Raw genomic sequence first — 18,042 nt, forward strand, 5'->3', positions numbered from 1 at the left:
GGCCCCGGCGCTTCCTCGGGTCCTCGTGGCGCGGGCTCAGCCCGCCGCGGGTCGCGGGCGGATCGTCACCTCGGCAGGGTCGAGCCGGTCACCCCGGGCGACCCCCCAGCCCTGCTCGCCGTACGCCTCGAAGGAGAGTCGGGCGCCGCCGGCGGCCTGGTAGTCGTGGTAGCGCACGGTGCCGGTCGGCGGCAGCCCGGTCTCCCCGATCGCGGTGTACCGGGCCTGCCCGGACTCCGCCCAGGTGTAGCGCCGACCGGCGAGGTCGATGGTCGGCGCGCCCGGGGTGACGGTCGCGCCCGGTTCGGCGGCCCAGAGCACCAGTTCCGGCTCCTCACCGCCCTCGACGGACATCCATCGGCGAGCACCGGATCCGTCGTCGAGCAGGTGCTGCGCCCAGCTCCAGTCCCCCTCGACAAGCCGGATGGTGCCGCACACCGCGTACGGCAGCCCCCGGATCTCCAGCCGGTCGCCCGGGGTCACGCCGAGCGGGCCACCGCGCAGCGGTCCCGCCGCCTGGTCGCGGGGCCGCTTCCCAGCGGTCGCCGCGCCGCCCGGTGTGGTCGCCGAGCGGCGCCGGACCAGCACGACGATCGCGAGCACGGCCACCGCGAGCACGACCACCGCCGCCGCGAGCAGGATCGCCACCGAGCCGTTCACCCGACCACCTCCCCAGGTACGTCGGCGCAGACGGTAACAATCCCCGGCACCTGGGGAAACTTCTCCTGCTGCCAGCCGGTCAACGACCGGTCATACCCGGCGATCCGCCAGGTATGCCCGGCGGCACTGTGGATGGTCCCGTCGACCCTGGTCGGCCCTCGCCGGACACCGCCGGGTCGGGCGTGGTCACCGGCACCTCGGGGGCGGGTGCCAGGTGTGCGGCCGGGTCGGGACAGATCAGGAATCCGGGCGGGACCGGCTGGCCCGGCGGGAGGAAGCCGGGCGTCCCGAGGGCTGGCGGCACGGGCGTTCCGAGGGCTGGCGGCACCGGTGGCCAGGCCGCGCCGGGCATCGGGGGCCAGGCCGCGCCGGGCACCGGTGGCCAGGCCGCGCCGGGCACCGGTGGCCAGGCCGCCCCGAGCACCGGTGGCCAGGCCGCGCCGGGCACCGGTGCCACGGGCGGGGTCTCCGCGCGGGGCACGAAGTAGCGGTTGGCCGGTGGCAGCGCGAGCAGCAGCACCAGCGTCGCGGTCAGTGTCAGCACGGCGAACACGGTCAGCCCCGCGGCCGGGTAGAACAGGTTGTCGAAGGGGTCGGTGCCCGAGTAGAGCGTGTCGAAGAACTTCGACTCCTGCCAGTAATCCTCCGAGGCGGCGGGACCCTCCGCGTACTCCTCGTCCGGGACGTTGGCGGCGAACAGCAGGGGCACGAGGAACCCCCCGGAGCAGCACTGGCCGAGGCAGATCAGCAGTTGGGCGCCCCCGGCGACGAAGACCAGGATGCGCGCGGTGTTGCCGCCCCGGAGTACCGGCCGGGCGGTGACCGCCAGCCATCCCGCGAGCAGGAGGGCGGGCACGCCGAGAACCAGCGTCATCGCGACGTTGCTCTGCCGTTCGCCGCGTACCTCGGCGGGATCGGCGTCCGGCACCAGCCGCGCCGCCCGGGAGATCTGCCCGTCGAAGTGCACCGCCTCGGCGACCACCAACCCGATCAGGGCGAGCAGCAGCAGCACGGCGGTCAGTTGCAGCCAGAACGCCACGGTGACGATGGTGGGACGGGGTGGACGGACCAGCGCGGCGGGCGGGCTCATGGCTGGCAACGTACGGAAAGCCGGCAAACGCCGGCAGCACCGATCAGCCAGCGTTCGTCGACGAGCAGATCAAGATCAGGCGGCGGCGAGCCGATCCGCGGCGTAGCCACCGAGGGTGGCGCGCCCCATCACGCATCCGGTGAACGTGGTGAACTCGGTCGGGTCGTCCCGCAGCGCCGTCCAGGCCGCCCGTGCCGCCGCCGGGTCGATCCGCTCCAGCAGCGTGGCCGCGTACGCACGGCCGGCCGGTGAGCCCTCGGCCAGCAGCCGGTCGAGTTGCCGGCGTACCTCCTCGGGGTGTTCCTCGAGGTCGGCCTCGATCCGCCGGTACGCCTCGGTCACCGGTAGCAACGCCCCGGCGATGCCCACCCCGCCGAACGCCAACGTGTCGGCCCGAGCCAACTCGTCGGCGGCCGCGTCCAGTTCCCGCTCCCACTGCTTCTTCCCGATCCCGAACATGCCCTCATCCTTTCCCCGCCCGCCCCCGCTCCACCCTGTTGATCAAGAGGTTTGCGTCATGGGAAGCGTCCTCGATGACGCGAACCTCTTGATCAACCCGGGTGGGCGGGGGCGGGGGCGCGGGTCAGGCTGGGGTTACCGTGAGGGTGTTCGTGGGGGTGGTCAGGTCGACCTTGACCGTGTCGCCGTCGCGGATGGTGCCCGACAGGAGGGCCCTGGCCAGTTGGTCGCCGATCGCGGTCTGGACCAGGCGGCGCAGCGGGCGGGCCCCGTAGATCGGGTCGTAGCCGTGTTCGGCCAGCCAGCCCCGGGCCGCGTCGGTGATCTCCAGGCCGAGCCGGCGATCCGCCAACCGGCGTCGCATCCGGTCGAGCTGGATGTCCACGATCGAGCGCAGGTCGTCCCCGCGCAGCGCGGCGAAGACCACGATGTCGTCCAGCCGGTTGAGGAACTCCGGCTTGAAGTGCGAGCGGACCACCGCGAGCACCCCCTCGCGCCGCTGCTCCTCGGCCAGCGTCAGGTCGCTGATCACCGACGACCCGAGGTTGGAGGTGAGGATCAGGATCGCGTTGCGGAAGTCCACCGTGCGGCCCTGCCCGTCGGTGAGTCGACCGTCGTCGAGCACCTGGAGCAGCACGTCGAAGACGTCCGGATGGGCCTTCTCCACCTCGTCGAGCAGGATCACCGAGTACGGCCGGCGGCGCACCGCCTCGGTGAGCTGGCCGCCCTCCTCGTACCCGACGTAGCCGGGCGGGGCACCGACCAGGCGGGCGACGGAGTGCTTCTCGCCGTACTCGCTCATGTCGATGCGGACCATCGCCCGCTCGTCGTCGAAGAGGAACTCGGCGAGCGCCTTGGCCAGCTCGGTCTTGCCGACACCGGTCGGGCCGAGGAAGAGGAAGCTGCCGGTCGGGCGGTCCGGATCGGCGACCCCGGCGCGGGCGCGGCGGACCGCGTCGGAGACCGCACCGACCGCCTCGGTCTGGCCGACCACGCGAGAGCCCAGCGACTCCTCCATCCGGAGCAGCTTGGCGGTCTCGCCCTCCAGCAGCCGACCGGCGGGGATGCCGGTCCAGGAGGCGACCACGGCGGCGATGTCGTCCGCGCCGACCTCCTCCTTGAGCATGGCGCCGTCGGCCTGGAGCCGGGCCAGCTCCTCCGCGGCCTGGGTCAGCTCCACCTTGAGGGCGGGGATCCGGCCGTAGCGCAGCTCGGCCGCGCGCTCCAGCTCGCCGTCGCGCTCGGCCCGCTCGGCCTCACCGCCGAGCCGCTCCAGCTCCTCCTTGGCGGTGGAGAGCTTGGTGATGTGGCTCTTCTCGGTCTGCCAGCGCTCGGAGAGCGCGGTGAGCTGCTCGCGCTTGTCGGCCAGCTCCTTGCGCAGCCGCTCCAGCCGCTCGGCGGAGGCGGCGTCCGGCTCCTTGGCCAGCGCCATCTCCTCGATCTCCAACCGGCGCACCGCCCGCTCGATCTCGTCCACCTCGACCGGCCGGGAGTCGATCTCCATCCGGAGCCGGGACGCGGACTCGTCGACCAGGTCGATCGCCTTGTCCGGCAGGAAGCGGTCGGTGATGTAGCGGTCGGAGAGGGTGGCGGCGGCGACCAGCGCGGCGTCGGTGATCCGGACCCCGTGATGCACCTCGTAGCGCTCCTTGAGCCCGCGCAGGATGCCGATGGTGTCCTCGATGGTCGGCTCGCCGACCAGCACCGGCTGGAAGCGGCGCTCCAGCGCCGGGTCCTTCTCGATGTGCTCGCGGTACTCGTCCAGCGTGGTGGCGCCGACCATCCGCAGCTCACCGCGGGCGAGCATCGGCTTGAGCATGTTGCCGGCGTCCATCGAGCCCTCGCCCTTGCCGGCGCCGACCACGGTGTGCAGCTCGTCCAGGAACGTGATGACCTGCCCGTTGGAGTTCTTGATCTCCTCCAGGACGGACTTGAGCCGCTCCTCGAACTGGCCGCGGTACTGCGCGCCGGCGACCATCGCGCCGAGGTCCAGCGAGACGAGCTTCTTGTCGCGCAGCGACTCGGGTACGTCGCCGGCCACGATCCGCTGGGCCAGGCCCTCGACGATCGCGGTCTTGCCGACGCCGGGCTCGCCGATCAGCACCGGGTTGTTCTTGGTACGCCGGGAGAGCACCTGGATCACCCGGCGGATCTCCGAGTCCCGGCCGATGACCGGGTCGATCTTGCCGTCCCGGGCGCTGGCGGTCAGGTCGACGCCGTACTTGGCCAGGGCCTGGTAGGTCTGCTCGGGGTCGGCGGTGGTGACCCGCCGGTCTCCGCCGCGCACGGTCGGGAAGGCCGCGACCAGGTTCTCCTCGGTGGCGCCGACAGCCTTCAGCGCGCCGGACACGGCACCGCCTACCCGGGCCAGGCCGGCGAGCAGGTGTTCGGTGGAGGTGTACTCGTCACCCAGCGGCCGGGCGATCTGCTCGGCGGCGCCGATGGCGTTGACGAACTCGCGGGCCAGGGTCGGCTCGGCGATGCTGGAGCCACGGGCGGCCGGCAGGGCGTCGACCGCGCGCTGGGCGGCCCGGCGCAGCTCGGCAGGGTCGGCCCCGGCGGCGCGCAGCAGGCCGGCGGCGGTCGAACCGTCGGTGTCCAGCAGGGACAGCAGCAGGTGCCAGGGCTCCACGGTGGCGTGACCGCGCTGGTTGGCCAGCGCGACGGCACCGGTGATGGTCTCGCGGCTCTTGGTGGTGAGGCGTTCGGTGTTCATGGGCTCCCCCGGATCGGCGTTGTCCACTGGGTTGGACGCAACCAGGGTTGAGCGTATTCCGCTCAACCCTAGCGCTGTGACGCCCATCACTCTCGGGGCCGCCACCGCCAGTCGAACTCCCCGGCCGCCGGGGGCGGGCCGGGCAGCGGGTCGGCGTCGGCCGCCGTCGACAGGCCGGCCAGCAGCACCGCGAGCTGGCGGCGGCGCAGCTCCGCCGTGCGCCGCGGATCCGGTACGCGCACCGCGGCGCACCCCTCCAGCAGCAGCCCCAGGTCCTGCACCACCACGTCGGGGCGCAACCGCCCGCTCGCGTGGGCCCGCTCGACCAGCGCGGTGGCCAGCTCGTTGGCCCGCATCGCGTCCCGGCCCATCTCCTCGGTCGGGGTGAAGGTACCGGCCAGGTGGACGGTGAGCGAGTGCACGTCGGCGTCCACCACCCGGGCCAGGAACCCGGCGAACGCGGTCCAGTCGTCCTGCTCGGCGAGCGCCGCCTCGGCCTCGGCGAGGTAGCGGCGCAACCCGTCGTGGCAGAGCTGACGCAGCAGGTCCTCCTTGCCCGCGTACCGCCGATAGAGGGCGCTGATGCCGACGCCGGCGCGTTCGGCGACGGCGGCGATCGGCGCCTTCGGGTCGTCGAGGAAGACCGCGCGGGCGGCTTCGAGGATCACCTCGTCGTTGCGGGCGGCCTGGGCACGACGGCCGGCCAGGGGCGCGGCGGCCTTTCCGGTGGGGGTCGGCATACCCCCAGACTATCAGTGGAACGGATCGTTCCGGTCTGCTATCGTCGTAGCAGAACGAAACATTCCGTTCCGAAGGAGTCCCGAGATGACCGGCACCGCGATCCGCCCGTTCCGCGTCGAGATCCCGCAGACCGCCCTCGACGACCTCGCCGCCCGGCTGAGCCGCACGATCTGGCCTGCCGAGCTGCCCGATGCCGGCGCCGCGTACGGGATGCCCACCGAGCGGGTCCGCGCCCTCGCGGAGAAGTGGCGCGACGGGTTCGACTGGCGGGCGGTGGAGGCCCAGCTCAACGCGCACCCCCAGTTCGTCACCGAGATCGACGGCGACCAGATCCACTTCCTGCACGTCCGCTCGTCCCGGCCGGACGCCACCCCGCTCGTGCTCACCCACGGCTGGCCCGGCTCGGTGCTGGAGTACCTGGACGTCATCGCCCCGCTCACCGAGCCGGCCGCGCCGGACGCGCCGGCCTTCCACGTGGTCATCCCGTCGCTGCCCGGCTTCGGCTTCTCCGGCCCGACCCGTAGCGCCGGCTGGAACCGGTACCGCACCGCCCGCGCCTGGGCCGAGCTGATGAGCCGGCTGGGGTACGACCGGTACGGGGCGGTCGGCAACGACGCCGGCTCGATGGTCGCCCCGGAGCTGGGCCGGACCGACCCGGAACACGTGCTCGGCGTGCACGTGACCCAGCTCTTCTCGTTCCCCTCCGGCGACCCGGCCGAGTTCGTCGGGCTCTCCGACGCCGACCAGGCGGCGCTGGGGCACCTCCAGTGGTTCTACGAGAACAAGTTCTCCTTCAACCAGGTGCACAGCCAGCAGCCGCAGACGCTCGCGTTCGCACTGGCCGACTCACCGGTCGGGCTGCTGGCCTGGAACGCCCAGCTCTTCGACGAGAGCCTGGACGCCGAATTCATCCTGGCCAACGTGGCGCTCTACTGGTTCACCGGCACGGCGGCCTCGGCGATCCGGTTCTACTGGGAGGACGCCCACGCGGGCGAGCCACTGACCGGCCCGACGACCGTGCCGACCGCGCTGGCCATGTTCCCCGGCGACTTCCAGTCCATCCGCCGCTTCGCCGAGCGGGACCACGCCAACATCGTCCGGTGGACGGCGTACGACGCGGACGTCGCCGGGCGCGGCGACGTGGGTGGCCACTACGCCGCCCACCAGGCCACCGACGTGCTGGTCGCCGACATCCGCGAGTTCTTCGCCAGCCTGCGCTGACCACCGCGCGTCCGGCGCCGAACCAGGCGTAGATCTTGGCGGGAAAGTGCCCCTGGAGGGGCCGACTTCGACCAAGATCTACGCCTGGTTCAACAAGCGGTAGCCTTGGCGCGTGCGAGTACGTGTTGAGCAGACCGCCCTGCCGGGGATCGGGGTACGCCACGATCTGGTGACGGAGTCCGGACGCCGACTGGGCGTCGTCTCCCACCGCAACGGCCGCCGTGATCTCGTCCTCTACGACCCGGACGACCCCGACGCCTGCCAGGCCGACATCCCGCTGACCGACGACGAGGCGGAGGCGCTGGCCGACATCCTCGGCGCGTCGCTGATGCTCGGTCAGCTCTCCGGGCTGCGCGAGCAGGCAGCCGGGCTGCTCACCGAGCAGATCGCCATTCCGGCCGGCTCGGCGTACGTCAACCGGAAGCTCGGTGACACCAAGGCGCGTACCCGCACCGGCGCCTCGATCGTGGCGGTGCTCCGCCACGGTGAGGTGAACGTGTCGCCCGACCCCTCCTTCCGCTTCGCGGCCGGTGACGTGGTGGTCGTGGTCGGGACCCGCAAGGGTCTCGACGGCGTGTCCGCCATCCTCGCCGACAGTGACCCGGACGGCTGAGGCGGATGCACGAAACCACCACACTGCTCGTCGAAGTCGGCGCGCTGTTGCTTCTGCTTGGGCTCCTCGGCCGGCTCAGCCGCCGGGTCGGCCTCTCGCCCATCCCCCTCTACCTGCTCGCCGGGCTCGCGTTCGGGCACGGCGGGCTGCTGCCGCTCAACGCCAGCGAGGAGTTCTTCGCGGTCGGCGCCGAGATCGGCGTGATCCTGCTGCTGGTGATGCTCGGTCTGGAGTACTCGGCCAACGAACTGGTGGGCAACCTTCGCTCGGCGGCCCCGGCCGGCCTGATCGACGGCGTGCTCAACGCGCTGCCCGGTGCCATCTTCGCCCTGCTGCTCGGCTGGGACTGGGTGGCCGCCCTGGTGCTCGCCGGCATCACCTGGGTCTCCTCCTCCGGGGTAATCGCCAAGGTCCTGGCCGACCTGGGCCGGCTCGGTAACCGCGAGACGCCGGTGATCCTCTCGGTCCTGGTGATCGAGGACCTGGCCATGGCGCTCTACCTGCCGCTGGTCACCGCGGTGCTGGCCGGCACCGGCCTGCTCGGCGGCGGCATCGCGCTGGGCGTCGCGGTCGGCACCGTGCTGCTCGTGCTGGTGGTCGCCATCCGGTACGGCCATCTGATCTCGTCCGCCCTGTCGGCGAAGGACCCGGAGGCGCTGCTGCTCGGCGTACTCGGTCTGACCCTGCTGATCGCCGGCGTCGCCGCGAAACTCCAGGTGTCGGCGGCGGTCGGCGCGTTCCTGGTCGGCATCGCGCTCTCCGGCCCGGTGGCGCACCACGCCACCCAGCTGCTCTCCCCGCTGCGGGACCTGTTCGCCGCGGTGTTCTTCGTCTTCTTCGGGCTGGTCACCGACCCGCGGGACATCCCGCCGGTGCTGCTGCCGGCGCTCGCGCTGGCTGTGATCACGATGGCGACGAAGACCCTCACCGGCTATCTCGCCGCACGCCGGGTCGGCATCGCCGAGCCCGGTCGTTGGCGGGCCGGCCTCGCGCTGGTGCCCCGGGGTGAGTTCTCCATCGTCATCGCCGGTCTCGCGGTGGCCGCCGGCAGCGTCGAGCCACGGCTGGCCGCGCTCGCCACCGCGTACGTGCTGATCACCGTGGTGACCGGCCCGATGCTGGCCCGGCTGCCGGACTTCCCGTGGTTCAAACGGTGGCTGCGCGGCCGCGCGGCCGCCCAGCGCCGCGAGCAGGTCGCCGCCACGGACTGACCCGCCCGCCGCCGCTGCCGTGGCTCCGGCTTGTACGGCAGCGGCGGCACCCGCACGGGTCGACCGTCCGGCTGACCGGGCCGGGCCAACGGTTGCCGAATTGCTCCCCCCGGGGACTACCGCGGCACACGACGGCGGGTTACCGTTTCGCCCCAGCAGCCCGGTCCGCGGGTGGCCAGTGCCAACGCGGGCGAGAGCGGAAGGTTGGCCGGTGAGCGTGCAGGAGTCGACGTTCCACGGCTTCGCCAACCCCGTCGATCCGACTCCGGCGGAGTTGCGAGCATGGGCGTACCAACCCGATTCGGTGCCGCTGGCGTCGATGCCGCCGGACTGGGACCTGCTGGTCTCCGGTGACCGGCTGGTGCTGACGCTCTTCGACCTGGCGATGGACCCGACCTGCCCGGCCCGACGGTTCGCCCTGCACTGCCTCTACATCTACGCCGCCGACGGCATCCGGACCAACTTCCGCGCCCACCCCAAGCGCCGCTTCCGCAAGCTGGTCGAGCAGGCCGAACGCGAGGGCGACGAGCTGATGAAGACCTGGGCGCACAACGGCCGGGTGCTGCTGGCCCGACCCGACCTCTTCGTCTACCGGGACTGGTGCGAGGGCGGTCTGGTCCGGGAGAACCGCCGCCTCGGCTGACGCCTTCCCGCATTCCTGAACGGCGAACGGGCCGCGACCCCCGCCGCAGCGTCACCGCGTCCCGGCACGCACATGGCGAACGGGCCGGGGCCCCCGCCGCAGCGTCACCGCGTCCCGGCCCGCACACGGCGAACGGGCCGGGACCCCCCGTGGGTCCCGGCCCGCACGTCGGTGACCGGTCAGTCCTGCTTCGGGCGCGTCTCGGCCCGCCCCTGGTCGACGCCGTGGTCGACCTGGTCGATGAACCGCCCGTCGGTGATCCGGTCCCGGAAGCTTTCCCCGGTCACCTTGTCGAACTTCTCGCGGACGGTGTCGGCCAGGTGTTCCAGCCGGTCCTCCGTCTGTTGAGCCACCTGCTGGGCCGCCTTCTTCGCCGGCTCCGCCATCGCTCCCCCTCGCCATCCGGTTGGTCCGGATTAAGCCGATAGGAACCTTATGGACAGGCTAGCGGAAGCGGCCCGGCCCACGCCGAGGAATCGGCGAGCGGGCCGGGCCGAAGTGACGGAATCCGGGTGAGCGGCGGATCAGCGGTCGGGCGCCCGCCGGGGCCGCCAGACCACGAGGGCGGTGGAGGTGCGGTTGGTCGGCACCAGGTCGCGGCCGGGGAAGCGGGCCAGCGATTCCAGCTCCGCCACGCGGCGGTACGCGGCGTCCAGTTCGGCTTCCAGGCGGGCCACCCGCTGCTGCGCCTGCTCCAGCAGCCGCTCCAGCCCGATGATCCGCTTGACGCCGGCCAGGTTGATCCCGTCGTCCTGGCTGAGCCGCTGCACCTCGCGCAGCAGCACCACGTCACGAACGCTGTACCGGCGCCCGCCCCCGGCCGCCCGGCCCGGCTGCACCAGGCCGAGGCGGTCGTACTGGCGCAGGGTCTGTGGGTGCATCCCCGCCATCCGTGCCGCGACCGAGATCATCAGCACCTTGGCCTCGTAGGCAGGGTCACCCGAACCGAGGAACTCGCCCGACATGCCGCTCACCTCCGCGTCCATCCACCGCGCTAACCGACCCGACGCACCCGTGCGTCGAGATGTTCCCGGGCGGCCGGCGGGGTCTGCTCGGCGAACGCCTCCAGCGCCGCCCGCGCCTCGTCGGACACCCGTGCGGGCACCACCACGTCGAGCGTGACCAGCAGGTCGCCGGCCTGCCCGTCGCGGCGGACCACACCCTTGCCCCGCGCCCGCAACACCCGCCCGCTGGGCGTACCCGGCGGCACCCGCAGGGTCACCGCGCCGTCGAGCGTGGGCACCCGCAGGTCCGTGCCGAGTACGGCCTCGGTGAAGGTGACCGGCACGGTCAGCGTCAGGTCGTCACCGGTACGCCCGAACAGCTCGTCCGGCCGCACCTTGACGTGCACGAACAGGTCACCGGCCGGGCCGCCACGCTCGCCCGGCTCGCCCCGCCCGGCCAGCCGGATTCGCTGGCCGTCGGCCACCCCGGCCGGGAACCGCACGTTCAGCGTGCGGGTCTTGGTGACCCCGCCGCTGCCGTGGCACTCCGGGCACTTCTCCTCGACCACCGTGCCGACGCCCTGACAGTTGCGGCACGGCTCGGAGAAGCTGAACGAGCCCTGGTTACGGGTGGTCACCCCGGCGCCATGACAGACCGGGCAGGTACGCGGCTGCGTGCCGGGCTTGGCACCGTTGCCGTGGCAGGTGTCGCAGACACCCGGGGCGCGCAGCGTCAGGGGCAGGGTCACCCCGCGTACCGCGTCCCCGAAGTCCAGCGCCACCTCGGTCTCCACGTCCCGGCCCCGGGCCGGGCCGCGTGGCGCGGCCTGGCCCCCGGCCGAGCCGCCGGAGAAGATCGAGCTGAACAGGTCCTGGAAGCCGGCCCCGCCGAAGCGGCGGTCACCGGCTCCGGCCCCGCCGCCGCCGAACAGGTCGGAGACGTCGAACGGCATGCCGCCCGGCTGGCCCCCCGCGCGGGCGCCACGCCGGAACGCGCCGGAACCGAACAGCGAGCGCATCTCGTCGTACTCCCGACGGCGGCCGGCGTCGGACAGCACGTTGTACGCCTCGGACGCGGCCTTGAACCGTTCCTCGGCCTTGGGGTCGCCCGGGTTGTGGTCCGGGTGCGACTCCCGGGCCACCTTGCGGTACGCCTTCTTGATGTCGTCCGCGGAGGCGGCCTTGTCCACGCCGAGCACGGCGTAGAAGTCCTTCTCGAGCCAGTCCTTGGAACTCACCGGTCCACCCCCTTCCGACCGTCGTGGCCCGGCCGTCCCACCCGCCGAACGGCGGGTGGGACGGCCCGGTCACCGTCTCGCACTATTCCGGATCCGCGACCGCGACCAGTGCCGGCCGCAACAGCCGCTCACCGAGCTGGTAGCCACGGCGCATGACCTGCACGCAGGTCGGCTCGCTGACGTCGGCCGAGGTCTGGTGCGCGACCGCCTCGTGCCGGGTCGGGTCGAACGGGTCGCCCTGCTCGCCGAAGGCGGTCAGGCCGAACTTGCCCAGCGCGCTGGTGAGCTGGTCCGCCACCGTGCCGAACGGCCCGACCAGGTCGCCGTGTTCCCGGGCCCGGTCCAGGTCGTCCAGGATCGGCAGCAGCGCGGCGAGCACCGAGCCGGTCGCCTGCTCCTGAACCAGGCTGCGGTCCCGGTCCACCCGCTTGCGGTAGTTGGCGTACTCCGCCGACACCCGCTGCAGGTCCCGCGTCCGCTCGTCGAGCTCGGCGCGGAGCGCCTCCATCTCGGCGCCGAGCGGCGTGCCGGTGCCGCCGCCGCCCACCGGCTGCGCCGGGGCGTCCACCACGGGCGGACCCGCCGGAGTGGGCCCGTCGACCGAAGTGGCCTCGATCTCGATCTCGTCGACCACGATCTCGGCGTCCTCGACCAGGCCCTCGGCCGGTACGTCGCTGCCGGCGTCGGTGGCGGTGCCCTCCGGCTCCGCCGTGTCGCCGATCTTGCGGTTGTTGCGGATGACGACCCGCTCCCCGTCGCCGGTGGCCGGCTCGGCGGGCGCGGAGCCACCCGGCGCCGACCCGGTGTCGCCCGGGTCGGCGGCTCGTGGCTTCTGCGTCATGCGGCTACCTCATCCCTTCGCCATCAGGTACGTGTCGGAGGCCGACGGTCACTTCTTGCCGTCCTCGTCCACGATCTCCGCGTCGACCACGTCGTCGGCACCGCCGGCACCGCCGGCCTGCGGGCCGGTCGCCCCGGTGGCACCCGGGCCAGCCTCGCCGCCGGGCTGCTGACCCTGCTCGGCCTGCTGCGAGTAGAGCAGTGAACCGGCCTGCTGGGAGACCTGCGCCAGCCGCTCGTGCGCCGACTTGATCTTCTCGATGTCCTGCCCGCCGAGGGCGCCGCGCAGCTCACCGAGCGCCTCGTTGAGCTGCTCGCGGTTCTCGCTGGGCAGCTTGTCGCCGCTCTCGGCCAGGAACTTCTCGGTCTGCCACTGGAGCGCCTCGGCCACGTTGCGGGTTTCGGCGTCGTCGCGGCGGCGCTTGTCCTCCTCCGCGTGCTCCTCGGCGTCCCGACGCATCCGCTCGATGTCATCCTTCGGCAGCGAGGAGCCACCGGTGATCGTCATCTTCTGTTCCTTGCCGGTGCCCAGGTCCTTGGCGTGCACGTTGACGATGCCGTTGGCGTCGATGTCGAACGCGACCTCGATCTGCGGCACGCCGCGCGGCGCCGGCGGGAGGCCGGTCAGCTCGAAGGTGCCGAGCTTCTTGTTGTAGGCCGCGATCTCCCGCTCACCCTGGAACACCTGGATCAGTACCGACGGCTGGTTGTCGTCCGCCGTGGTGAAGACCTCGGAGCGCTTGGTCGGGATGGTGGTGTTGCGCTCGATCAGCTTGGTGAAGATGCCACCCTTGGTCTCGATGCCCAGGCTCAGCGGGGTCACGTCGAGCAGCAGGACGTCCTTGACCTCGCCCTTGAGCACACCGGCCTGCAGCGCGGCGCCGACGGCGACGACCTCGTCCGGGTTGACGCCCTTGTTCGGGTCGCGGCCGGTGAGCTGCTTGACCAGGTCGGTCACGGCCGGCATCCGGGTCGAGCCGCCGACCAGGATCACGTGCTCGACGTCGGAAATCTTGATCCCGGCGTCCTTCACGGCCTGCTCGAACGGGCCCTTGCAGCGGTCCAGCAGGTCCTGCGTCATCCGCTGGAACTCGGCGCGGCTGAGCGTCACGTCGAGGTGCAGCGGGCCGGCGGAGCCGGCGGTGATGTACGGCAGGTTGATGTTGGTGGTGGTGGCCGCGGACAGCTCGATCTTGGCCTTCTCGGCGGCCTCACGGAGCCGCTGCAGGGCCATCTTGTCCTGACCCAGGTCGATGCCGTGCTCGCCGCGGAAGGTCTTCACCAGGTGGTCGATGATCCGCTGGTCCCAGTCGTCGCCACCGAGGTGGTTGTCACCGCTGGTCGACTTGACCTCGATGACGCCCTCGGCCAGCTCCAGCAGCGACACGTCGAAGGTGCCGCCGCCGAGGTCGAAGACCAGGACGGTCTGCTCCTTGGAGCCCTTGTCCAGCCCGTACGCCAGGGCGGCGGCGGTCGGCTCATTGACGATCCGCAGCACGTTGAAGCCGGCGATCTCACCGGCCTCCTTGGTGGCCTGGCGCTGGCCGTCGTTGAAGTAGGCCGGGACGGTGATCACCGCGTCGGTGATCTGCTCGCCCAGGTACGCCTCCGCGTCCCGCTTGAGCTTCATCAGCGTCCGGGCCGAGATCTCCTGCGGGGTGTACTTCTTGCCGTCGATGTCGACGGACCAGTTGGTGCCGATCTCCCGCTTGACCGAGCGGATCGTCCGGTCCGGGTTCGTCACCGCCTGCCGCTTGGCGACCTCACCGACGAGCACCTCGCCGTTACGGGCGAACGCGACGATCGACGGGGTCGTCCGCGAGCCCTCAGCGTTGGCGATGACGGTGGGCTCACCGCCCTCGAGAACGCTGACGCAGGAGTTCGTCGTGCCGAGGTCGATACCGACCGCACGTGCCATCTTCGCTTCCTCGCTTCGTAAGGTTGAGCAGGTGACGGGCACCGCCCGCGTGCTGCCTGGTGGGCACCGCCCGGAGCGGGCCGCCCACAAGTTGAGTGGACTTGACTCAATAGTGCCACGCCCTCCGCGATCGTCAAATCCGGGTTGAGCCAACCCGACGCAACCCAGCCGTTATTACCGTCCGGTTGTCTTCCCTTGCATCGGTCGGGCACGCTTTAGCGGTGACGACGCAAGGCGATTCCGCCACCAGTTCCGGCGCGCCCGCCGTCGCAGCCCGCACCGGCTCCTCGGACGCCGCGGAGGACCAGCCCGCGACCACCGGGGACGACAGCCTCCCCGGCGCGCTCGGCGGCCTGCGGGCCGCGATCGGCGCGACCCGCTATCCCCTCGCGCTGCCCTCGGCCGAGCCCGCCCGGCAGACCGCCGCGGGGCTGGCCGACCAGCTCGACGACTACCTGCTGCCCCGACTCGCCCGGCTCGACGCTCCCCTGCTCGTGGTGGTCGGCGGCTCCACCGGCGCCGGCAAGTCGACCCTGGTCAACAGCCTGGTCAAGGCCCGGGTGAGCGCCGCCGGGGTGCTCCGGCCGACCACCCGCTCCCCGGTGCTGGTCTGCAACCCGTCCGACGCCGCCTGGTTCCGTCAGGGCGAGTTGCTGCCCGGGCTCACCCGGACCACCGAGCCGAGCGAGGACCCGCGGGCCCTGCACCTCGTCACCGCCCCCGCGCTCCCGGCCGGCCTGGCCTTCCTCGACGCGCCGGACATCGACTCGGTGGTCGACGCCAACCGGGCGCTGGCCGGCCAACTGCTCGCCGCCGCGGATCTCTGGCTCTTCGTCACCACCGCCGCCCGGTACGCCGACGCGGTGCCCTGGGAGCTGCTGCGCAGCGCCCGGGCCCGGGGCGCGGTCATCGCCATGGTGCTGGACCGGGTGCCCCCGGAGGCGGCCGACGAGATCGCCACCCACCTGTCGGAGATGCTCGCCGCACAGGACCTCGGGCGGGCCCCGCTCTTCGTGCTGCCGGAGACCTGGGTCGACGGCCAGGGGCTCCTGCCCGAGCGGGTCACCGCTCCGCTGGCCGACTGGTTCGCCCGGCTGGCCGCCGACGCCGACGCCCGGTCGGCAGTGGTCCGGCAGACCCTGGACGGGGCGCTGGCCGCGCTGCACCCGGCGGTCGAGCAGCTGGCCGACGCCGCCGACGAGCAGGTCACCGCCGCCGACGCGCTCGACGAGCGGGTCCGCGCCGCGTACCGGGGCGCGCACCGCACGGTCGAGCAGGGGCTGCAGGACGGCCGGCTGCTCCGCGGCGAGGTGCTCGCCCGGTGGCAGGAGTTCGTCGGCACCGGCGAGTTCTTCCGCACCCTGGAGGCCAGGATCGGGCGGCTCCGTGACCGGGTGGTCGCCGCCGTCACCGGCCGGGCGGCACCCGCCGCCGAGCTGCGCCACGCCATCGAGTCGCAGCTGGTCACGCTGCTGCGCGGGGTGTCCGCCGAGGCGGCGGAGAACGCGTACACCGCCTGGAAGGCGCACCCGGCCGGGGCGGTTCTGCTCGAACCGGGGCTCGCCCACCCGGCCGACGACCTGCCCGAGCGCGCCGAACGGCTGGTCCGGGACTGGCAGCGCGGTGTGCTGGAGCTGGTCCGGGTCGAGGGCGGCGACAAGCGCTTCGTGGCCCGCACCGCGGCGTACGCGGTCAACGCCACCGGGCTGGCCGTGATGATCGCCGTGTTCGCCTCGACGGCGTTCATCCCGACCGGGTTGGAGCTGGCCACGGGCGCGGGCACCACCGTGGCCGCGCAGGCCGTGCTCCAGGCGATCTTCGGCGACCAGGCGGTCCGTACCCTGGCCAACAAGGCCCGGGCCGACCTGCTCGACCGGGTCCGGGCGCTGCTCGACGCGGAGGCCGACCGCTACCTGATCCGCACCGCCGAGGCCCGCCCGGAGGCGGACGCCGGCACCGCGTTGCGCCGCGCCGCCGGCCGGGTGGAGCTGGCCCGGCACCGCAGCGGCCTGACCGGAGACGACGCTTCCGACCTGCCCGCCGCCGACGAGAGGGGTACCCGGTGACCAACATCGTCGGCCGGGTGCGCGAGGCGTTCCGCGGTGACCAGCGGGTCGACCCCGACGCGCTGCTCGCCCGCCTGGACGCGGTACGCCGCTTCCTGGCCGCCGTCGACGGCCTGCTGCCCGACGGCGACCTGGTGCCCGCGCACACCGTGGTCGAGCGGGCCGGCACCCGGCTCGCGCTGTCCCGGGACCACACCGTCGTCGCCCTGGCCGGCGCCACCGGCAGCGGCAAGTCCAGCCTGTTCAACGCGCTGGCCCGGCTGGAACTCTCGCCGGTCGGGGTGCGCCGCCCCACCACCGGCGTCACCCACGCCTGCGTGTGGGGGCCGCTGGAGGGCGCGACCCGGTTGCTGGACTGGATCGGCGTCCTGCCCCGGCACCGCTTCGTCCGGGAGAGCGCGCTGGACGCCGACGACGAGACGGCGCTGCACGGGCTGATCCTGCTCGACCTGCCCGACTTCGACTCGGTGCAGCGCTCCCACCGGCTCGAGGTGGACCGGCTGCTCGGCCTGGTCGACCAGGTGGTCTGGGTGGTCGACCCGCAGAAGTACGCCGACCGGGTGATCCACGACAGCTACCTGCGCGAGTTCCACCGGCACCGCGACGTCACCCTGGTCGTGCTCAACCAGGCCGACCGGCTGCCCCCGGCCGAGCTGCCCCGGGTCCTCGACGACCTACGGCGACTGCTCGATGCCGACGGGCTCGGCGACGTGCCGCTGCTGGCCACGACCGCCATCGACCCGGCCGGGATGGTCGGGCTGCGCTCGGCTCTGGAGCGCACGGTGGCGGAGCGGCAGGCGGCGCTGCGCCGGCTCGCCGGCGACGTGGACGCCGTGGTCGCCGGGCTGGACGAACTGGTCGGCTCCGCCCGCCCGGCGGGTGGGCCGGACGACGGCGCGGTCGCCGCGCTGAACCGGGCGCTGGCCGGCGCGGCCGGCGTACCGACCGTGGCCGACGCGGCCGAACGGGCGTACCGCCACCGGGCCGGCACGGTCACCGGCTGGCCGCTGGTACGGGGTTGGCGGCGGCTGCGGCCCGACCCGCTGCGCCGGCTGCACCTGCCCGGCCCCACTGGCGACCGGGACGACCCGGCGGAGAGCCTGGTCGCGGCGACCTCGGTGCCGGACCCGACGGTCGCCCAGCGTTCGGCCCTCGGGCTGGCGATCCGGGCCGTGGCGGACCGGGCCGCCGCCGGGCTGCCCGCCGCCTGGCCGGCCGCCGTCACCACCGCCGCCCGGTCCCGCCTCGGCGACCTGCCCGATGCGCTGGACCGCGCGGTCGCCGGCACCGACCTCGGCCTGGACCGCCGGCCGGTCTGGTGGCGGCTGGTCGGTGCCGTGCAGTGGCTGGTCACCGTGGCAGCGGTCGTCGGCCTGGGCTGGCTGGTGCTCGGGTACGCGCTACGCGCGCTCGGCCTCCCCGCGCTGGACAACCCGATGGTCGGGGAGGTCCCGCTGCCCACCGTCCTGCTGCTCGGTGGCCTGCTCGCCGGGCTGCTGGTGGCGGCGCTCACCCGACCGGTGGTCCGCTGGGCCGCCCGCCGGGTCCGGCGCCGCGCCGAACAGCGGTTGACCGTCGCGGTGGCCGCGGTGGGCGGAGACTACGTGCTCGCCCCGGTACGCGTCGTGCTCGCCTCCTACGCACAGGCCCGGGACGCGCTGCGCGACGCCGCGCGGCGCTGA

The 18,042-nt window shown here is 73.2% G+C and carries 16 protein-coding genes; 6 read left to right on the forward strand and 10 right to left on the reverse strand.

Going from position 1 to position 18,042, the window contains the following annotated elements; all coding sequences use genetic code 11:
- Positions 1-36: 36 nt before the first annotated feature.
- From ACFOW4_RS02080 to ACFOW4_RS02100, 5 genes are all read right to left on the reverse strand, one after another.
- A complete protein-coding gene (locus ACFOW4_RS02080) occupies positions 37-660 on the reverse strand; it encodes a DUF4178 domain-containing protein (protein ID WP_377523899.1) in 624 nt (207 codons plus the stop codon).
- Between the two features lie 79 nt (positions 661-739).
- A complete protein-coding gene (locus tag ACFOW4_RS02085) occupies positions 740-1,750 on the reverse strand; it encodes a hypothetical protein (protein ID WP_377523900.1) in 1,011 nt (336 codons plus the stop codon).
- A gap of 75 nt (positions 1,751-1,825) precedes the next feature.
- The gene (locus ACFOW4_RS02090) at positions 1,826-2,209 is read right to left on the reverse strand and encodes a hypothetical protein (RefSeq protein ID WP_377523902.1); all 384 of its coding nucleotides are present in this window, start codon (positions 2,207-2,209) and stop codon (positions 1,826-1,828) included.
- A gap of 124 nt (positions 2,210-2,333) precedes the next feature.
- Positions 2,334-4,925, reverse strand: coding sequence for an ATP-dependent chaperone ClpB (clpB, locus tag ACFOW4_RS02095; protein ID WP_377523903.1), 2,592 nt, complete (start codon positions 4,923-4,925; stop codon positions 2,334-2,336).
- A gap of 86 nt (positions 4,926-5,011) precedes the next feature.
- Positions 5,012-5,665, reverse strand: a complete 654-nt coding sequence (locus tag ACFOW4_RS02100; protein WP_377523905.1) for a TetR/AcrR family transcriptional regulator — start codon at positions 5,663-5,665, stop codon at positions 5,012-5,014.
- 85 nt (positions 5,666-5,750) lie between these two features.
- On the opposite strand from ACFOW4_RS02100, the gene ACFOW4_RS02105 reads away from it, so the two are divergent.
- The 4 genes from ACFOW4_RS02105 to ACFOW4_RS02120 all read left to right on the forward strand — a co-directional run bounded on the left by ACFOW4_RS02105 (position 5,751) and on the right by ACFOW4_RS02120 (position 9,354).
- Positions 5,751-6,887, forward strand: a complete 1,137-nt coding sequence (locus tag ACFOW4_RS02105) for an epoxide hydrolase family protein (protein WP_377523906.1) — start codon at positions 5,751-5,753, stop codon at positions 6,885-6,887.
- A 112-nt stretch (positions 6,888-6,999) separates the two neighbouring features.
- A complete protein-coding gene (locus tag ACFOW4_RS02110; protein ID WP_377523908.1) occupies positions 7,000-7,500 on the forward strand; it encodes a cation:proton antiporter regulatory subunit in 501 nt (166 codons plus the stop codon).
- Positions 7,501-7,505: 5 nt separating this feature from the next.
- Entirely contained in the window at positions 7,506-8,711 is a 1,206-nt protein-coding gene (locus tag ACFOW4_RS02115) for a cation:proton antiporter (RefSeq protein WP_377523909.1), read from the forward strand.
- Between the two features lie 211 nt (positions 8,712-8,922).
- Entirely contained in the window at positions 8,923-9,354 is a 432-nt protein-coding gene (locus ACFOW4_RS02120) for a hypothetical protein (RefSeq protein WP_377523911.1), read from the forward strand.
- A 179-nt stretch (positions 9,355-9,533) separates the two neighbouring features.
- On the opposite strand, the gene ACFOW4_RS02125 is transcribed toward ACFOW4_RS02120, so the two are convergent.
- From ACFOW4_RS02125 to dnaK, 5 genes are all read right to left on the reverse strand, one after another.
- Positions 9,534-9,740: a hypothetical protein gene (locus ACFOW4_RS02125; protein ID WP_377523912.1), complete on the reverse strand. Its 207-nt coding sequence runs from the start codon at positions 9,738-9,740 to the stop codon at positions 9,534-9,536.
- 138 nt (positions 9,741-9,878) lie between these two features.
- Positions 9,879-10,319: a heat shock protein transcriptional repressor HspR gene (locus ACFOW4_RS02130; protein ID WP_377523913.1), complete on the reverse strand. Its 441-nt coding sequence runs from the start codon at positions 10,317-10,319 to the stop codon at positions 9,879-9,881.
- Between the two features lie 29 nt (positions 10,320-10,348).
- Positions 10,349-11,536: a molecular chaperone DnaJ gene (dnaJ, locus tag ACFOW4_RS02135; protein ID WP_377523915.1), complete on the reverse strand. Its 1,188-nt coding sequence runs from the start codon at positions 11,534-11,536 to the stop codon at positions 10,349-10,351.
- 82 nt (positions 11,537-11,618) lie between these two features.
- Entirely contained in the window at positions 11,619-12,377 is a 759-nt protein-coding gene (gene grpE, locus ACFOW4_RS02140; RefSeq protein ID WP_377523916.1) for a nucleotide exchange factor GrpE, read from the reverse strand.
- A gap of 48 nt (positions 12,378-12,425) precedes the next feature.
- Positions 12,426-14,294: a molecular chaperone DnaK gene (dnaK, locus tag ACFOW4_RS02145; RefSeq protein WP_377523918.1), complete on the reverse strand. Its 1,869-nt coding sequence runs from the start codon at positions 14,292-14,294 to the stop codon at positions 12,426-12,428.
- Positions 14,295-14,515: 221 nt separating this feature from the next.
- Between dnaK and ACFOW4_RS02150 the strand changes: the two genes are divergently transcribed.
- A complete protein-coding gene (locus tag ACFOW4_RS02150; RefSeq protein ID WP_377523919.1) occupies positions 14,516-16,360 on the forward strand; it encodes an ABC transporter in 1,845 nt (614 codons plus the stop codon).
- Entirely contained in the window at positions 16,357-18,042 is a 1,686-nt protein-coding gene (locus ACFOW4_RS02155) for a GTPase (RefSeq protein ID WP_377523920.1), read from the forward strand. The genes ACFOW4_RS02150 and ACFOW4_RS02155 overlap by 4 nt, the downstream gene beginning before the upstream one ends.

This window comes from Micromonospora sp. GCM10011542 (assembly GCF_042650685.1).
In the GTDB taxonomy this organism is placed as follows: domain Bacteria; phylum Actinomycetota; class Actinomycetes; order Mycobacteriales; family Micromonosporaceae; genus Micromonospora.

Bases quoted from the DNA above. Each gene is read 5' to 3' on its own strand.
- ACFOW4_RS02105 (WP_377523906.1), top strand. From the start codon at position 5,751: ATGACCGGCACCGCGATCCGCCCGTTCCGCGTCGAGATCCCGCAGACC.
- ACFOW4_RS02115 (WP_377523909.1), top strand. From the start codon at position 7,506: ATGCACGAAACCACCACACTGCTCGTCGAAGTCGGCGCGCTGTTGCTT.
- ACFOW4_RS02125 (WP_377523912.1), bottom strand. From the start codon at position 9,740: ATGGCGGAGCCGGCGAAGAAGGCGGCCCAGCAGGTGGCTCAACAGACG.
- ACFOW4_RS02130 (WP_377523913.1), bottom strand. From the start codon at position 10,319: ATGTCGGGCGAGTTCCTCGGTTCGGGTGACCCTGCCTACGAGGCCAAG.
- grpE (WP_377523916.1), bottom strand. From the start codon at position 12,377: ATGACGCAGAAGCCACGAGCCGCCGACCCGGGCGACACCGGGTCGGCG.
- ACFOW4_RS02090 (WP_377523902.1), bottom strand. From the start codon at position 2,209: ATGTTCGGGATCGGGAAGAAGCAGTGGGAGCGGGAACTGGACGCGGCC.
- dnaK (WP_377523918.1), bottom strand. From the start codon at position 14,294: ATGGCACGTGCGGTCGGTATCGACCTCGGCACGACGAACTCCTGCGTC.
- clpB (WP_377523903.1), bottom strand. From the start codon at position 4,925: ATGAACACCGAACGCCTCACCACCAAGAGCCGCGAGACCATCACCGGT.
- ACFOW4_RS02100 (WP_377523905.1), bottom strand. From the start codon at position 5,665: ATGCCGACCCCCACCGGAAAGGCCGCCGCGCCCCTGGCCGGCCGTCGT.
- ACFOW4_RS02085 (WP_377523900.1), bottom strand. From the start codon at position 1,750: ATGAGCCCGCCCGCCGCGCTGGTCCGTCCACCCCGTCCCACCATCGTC.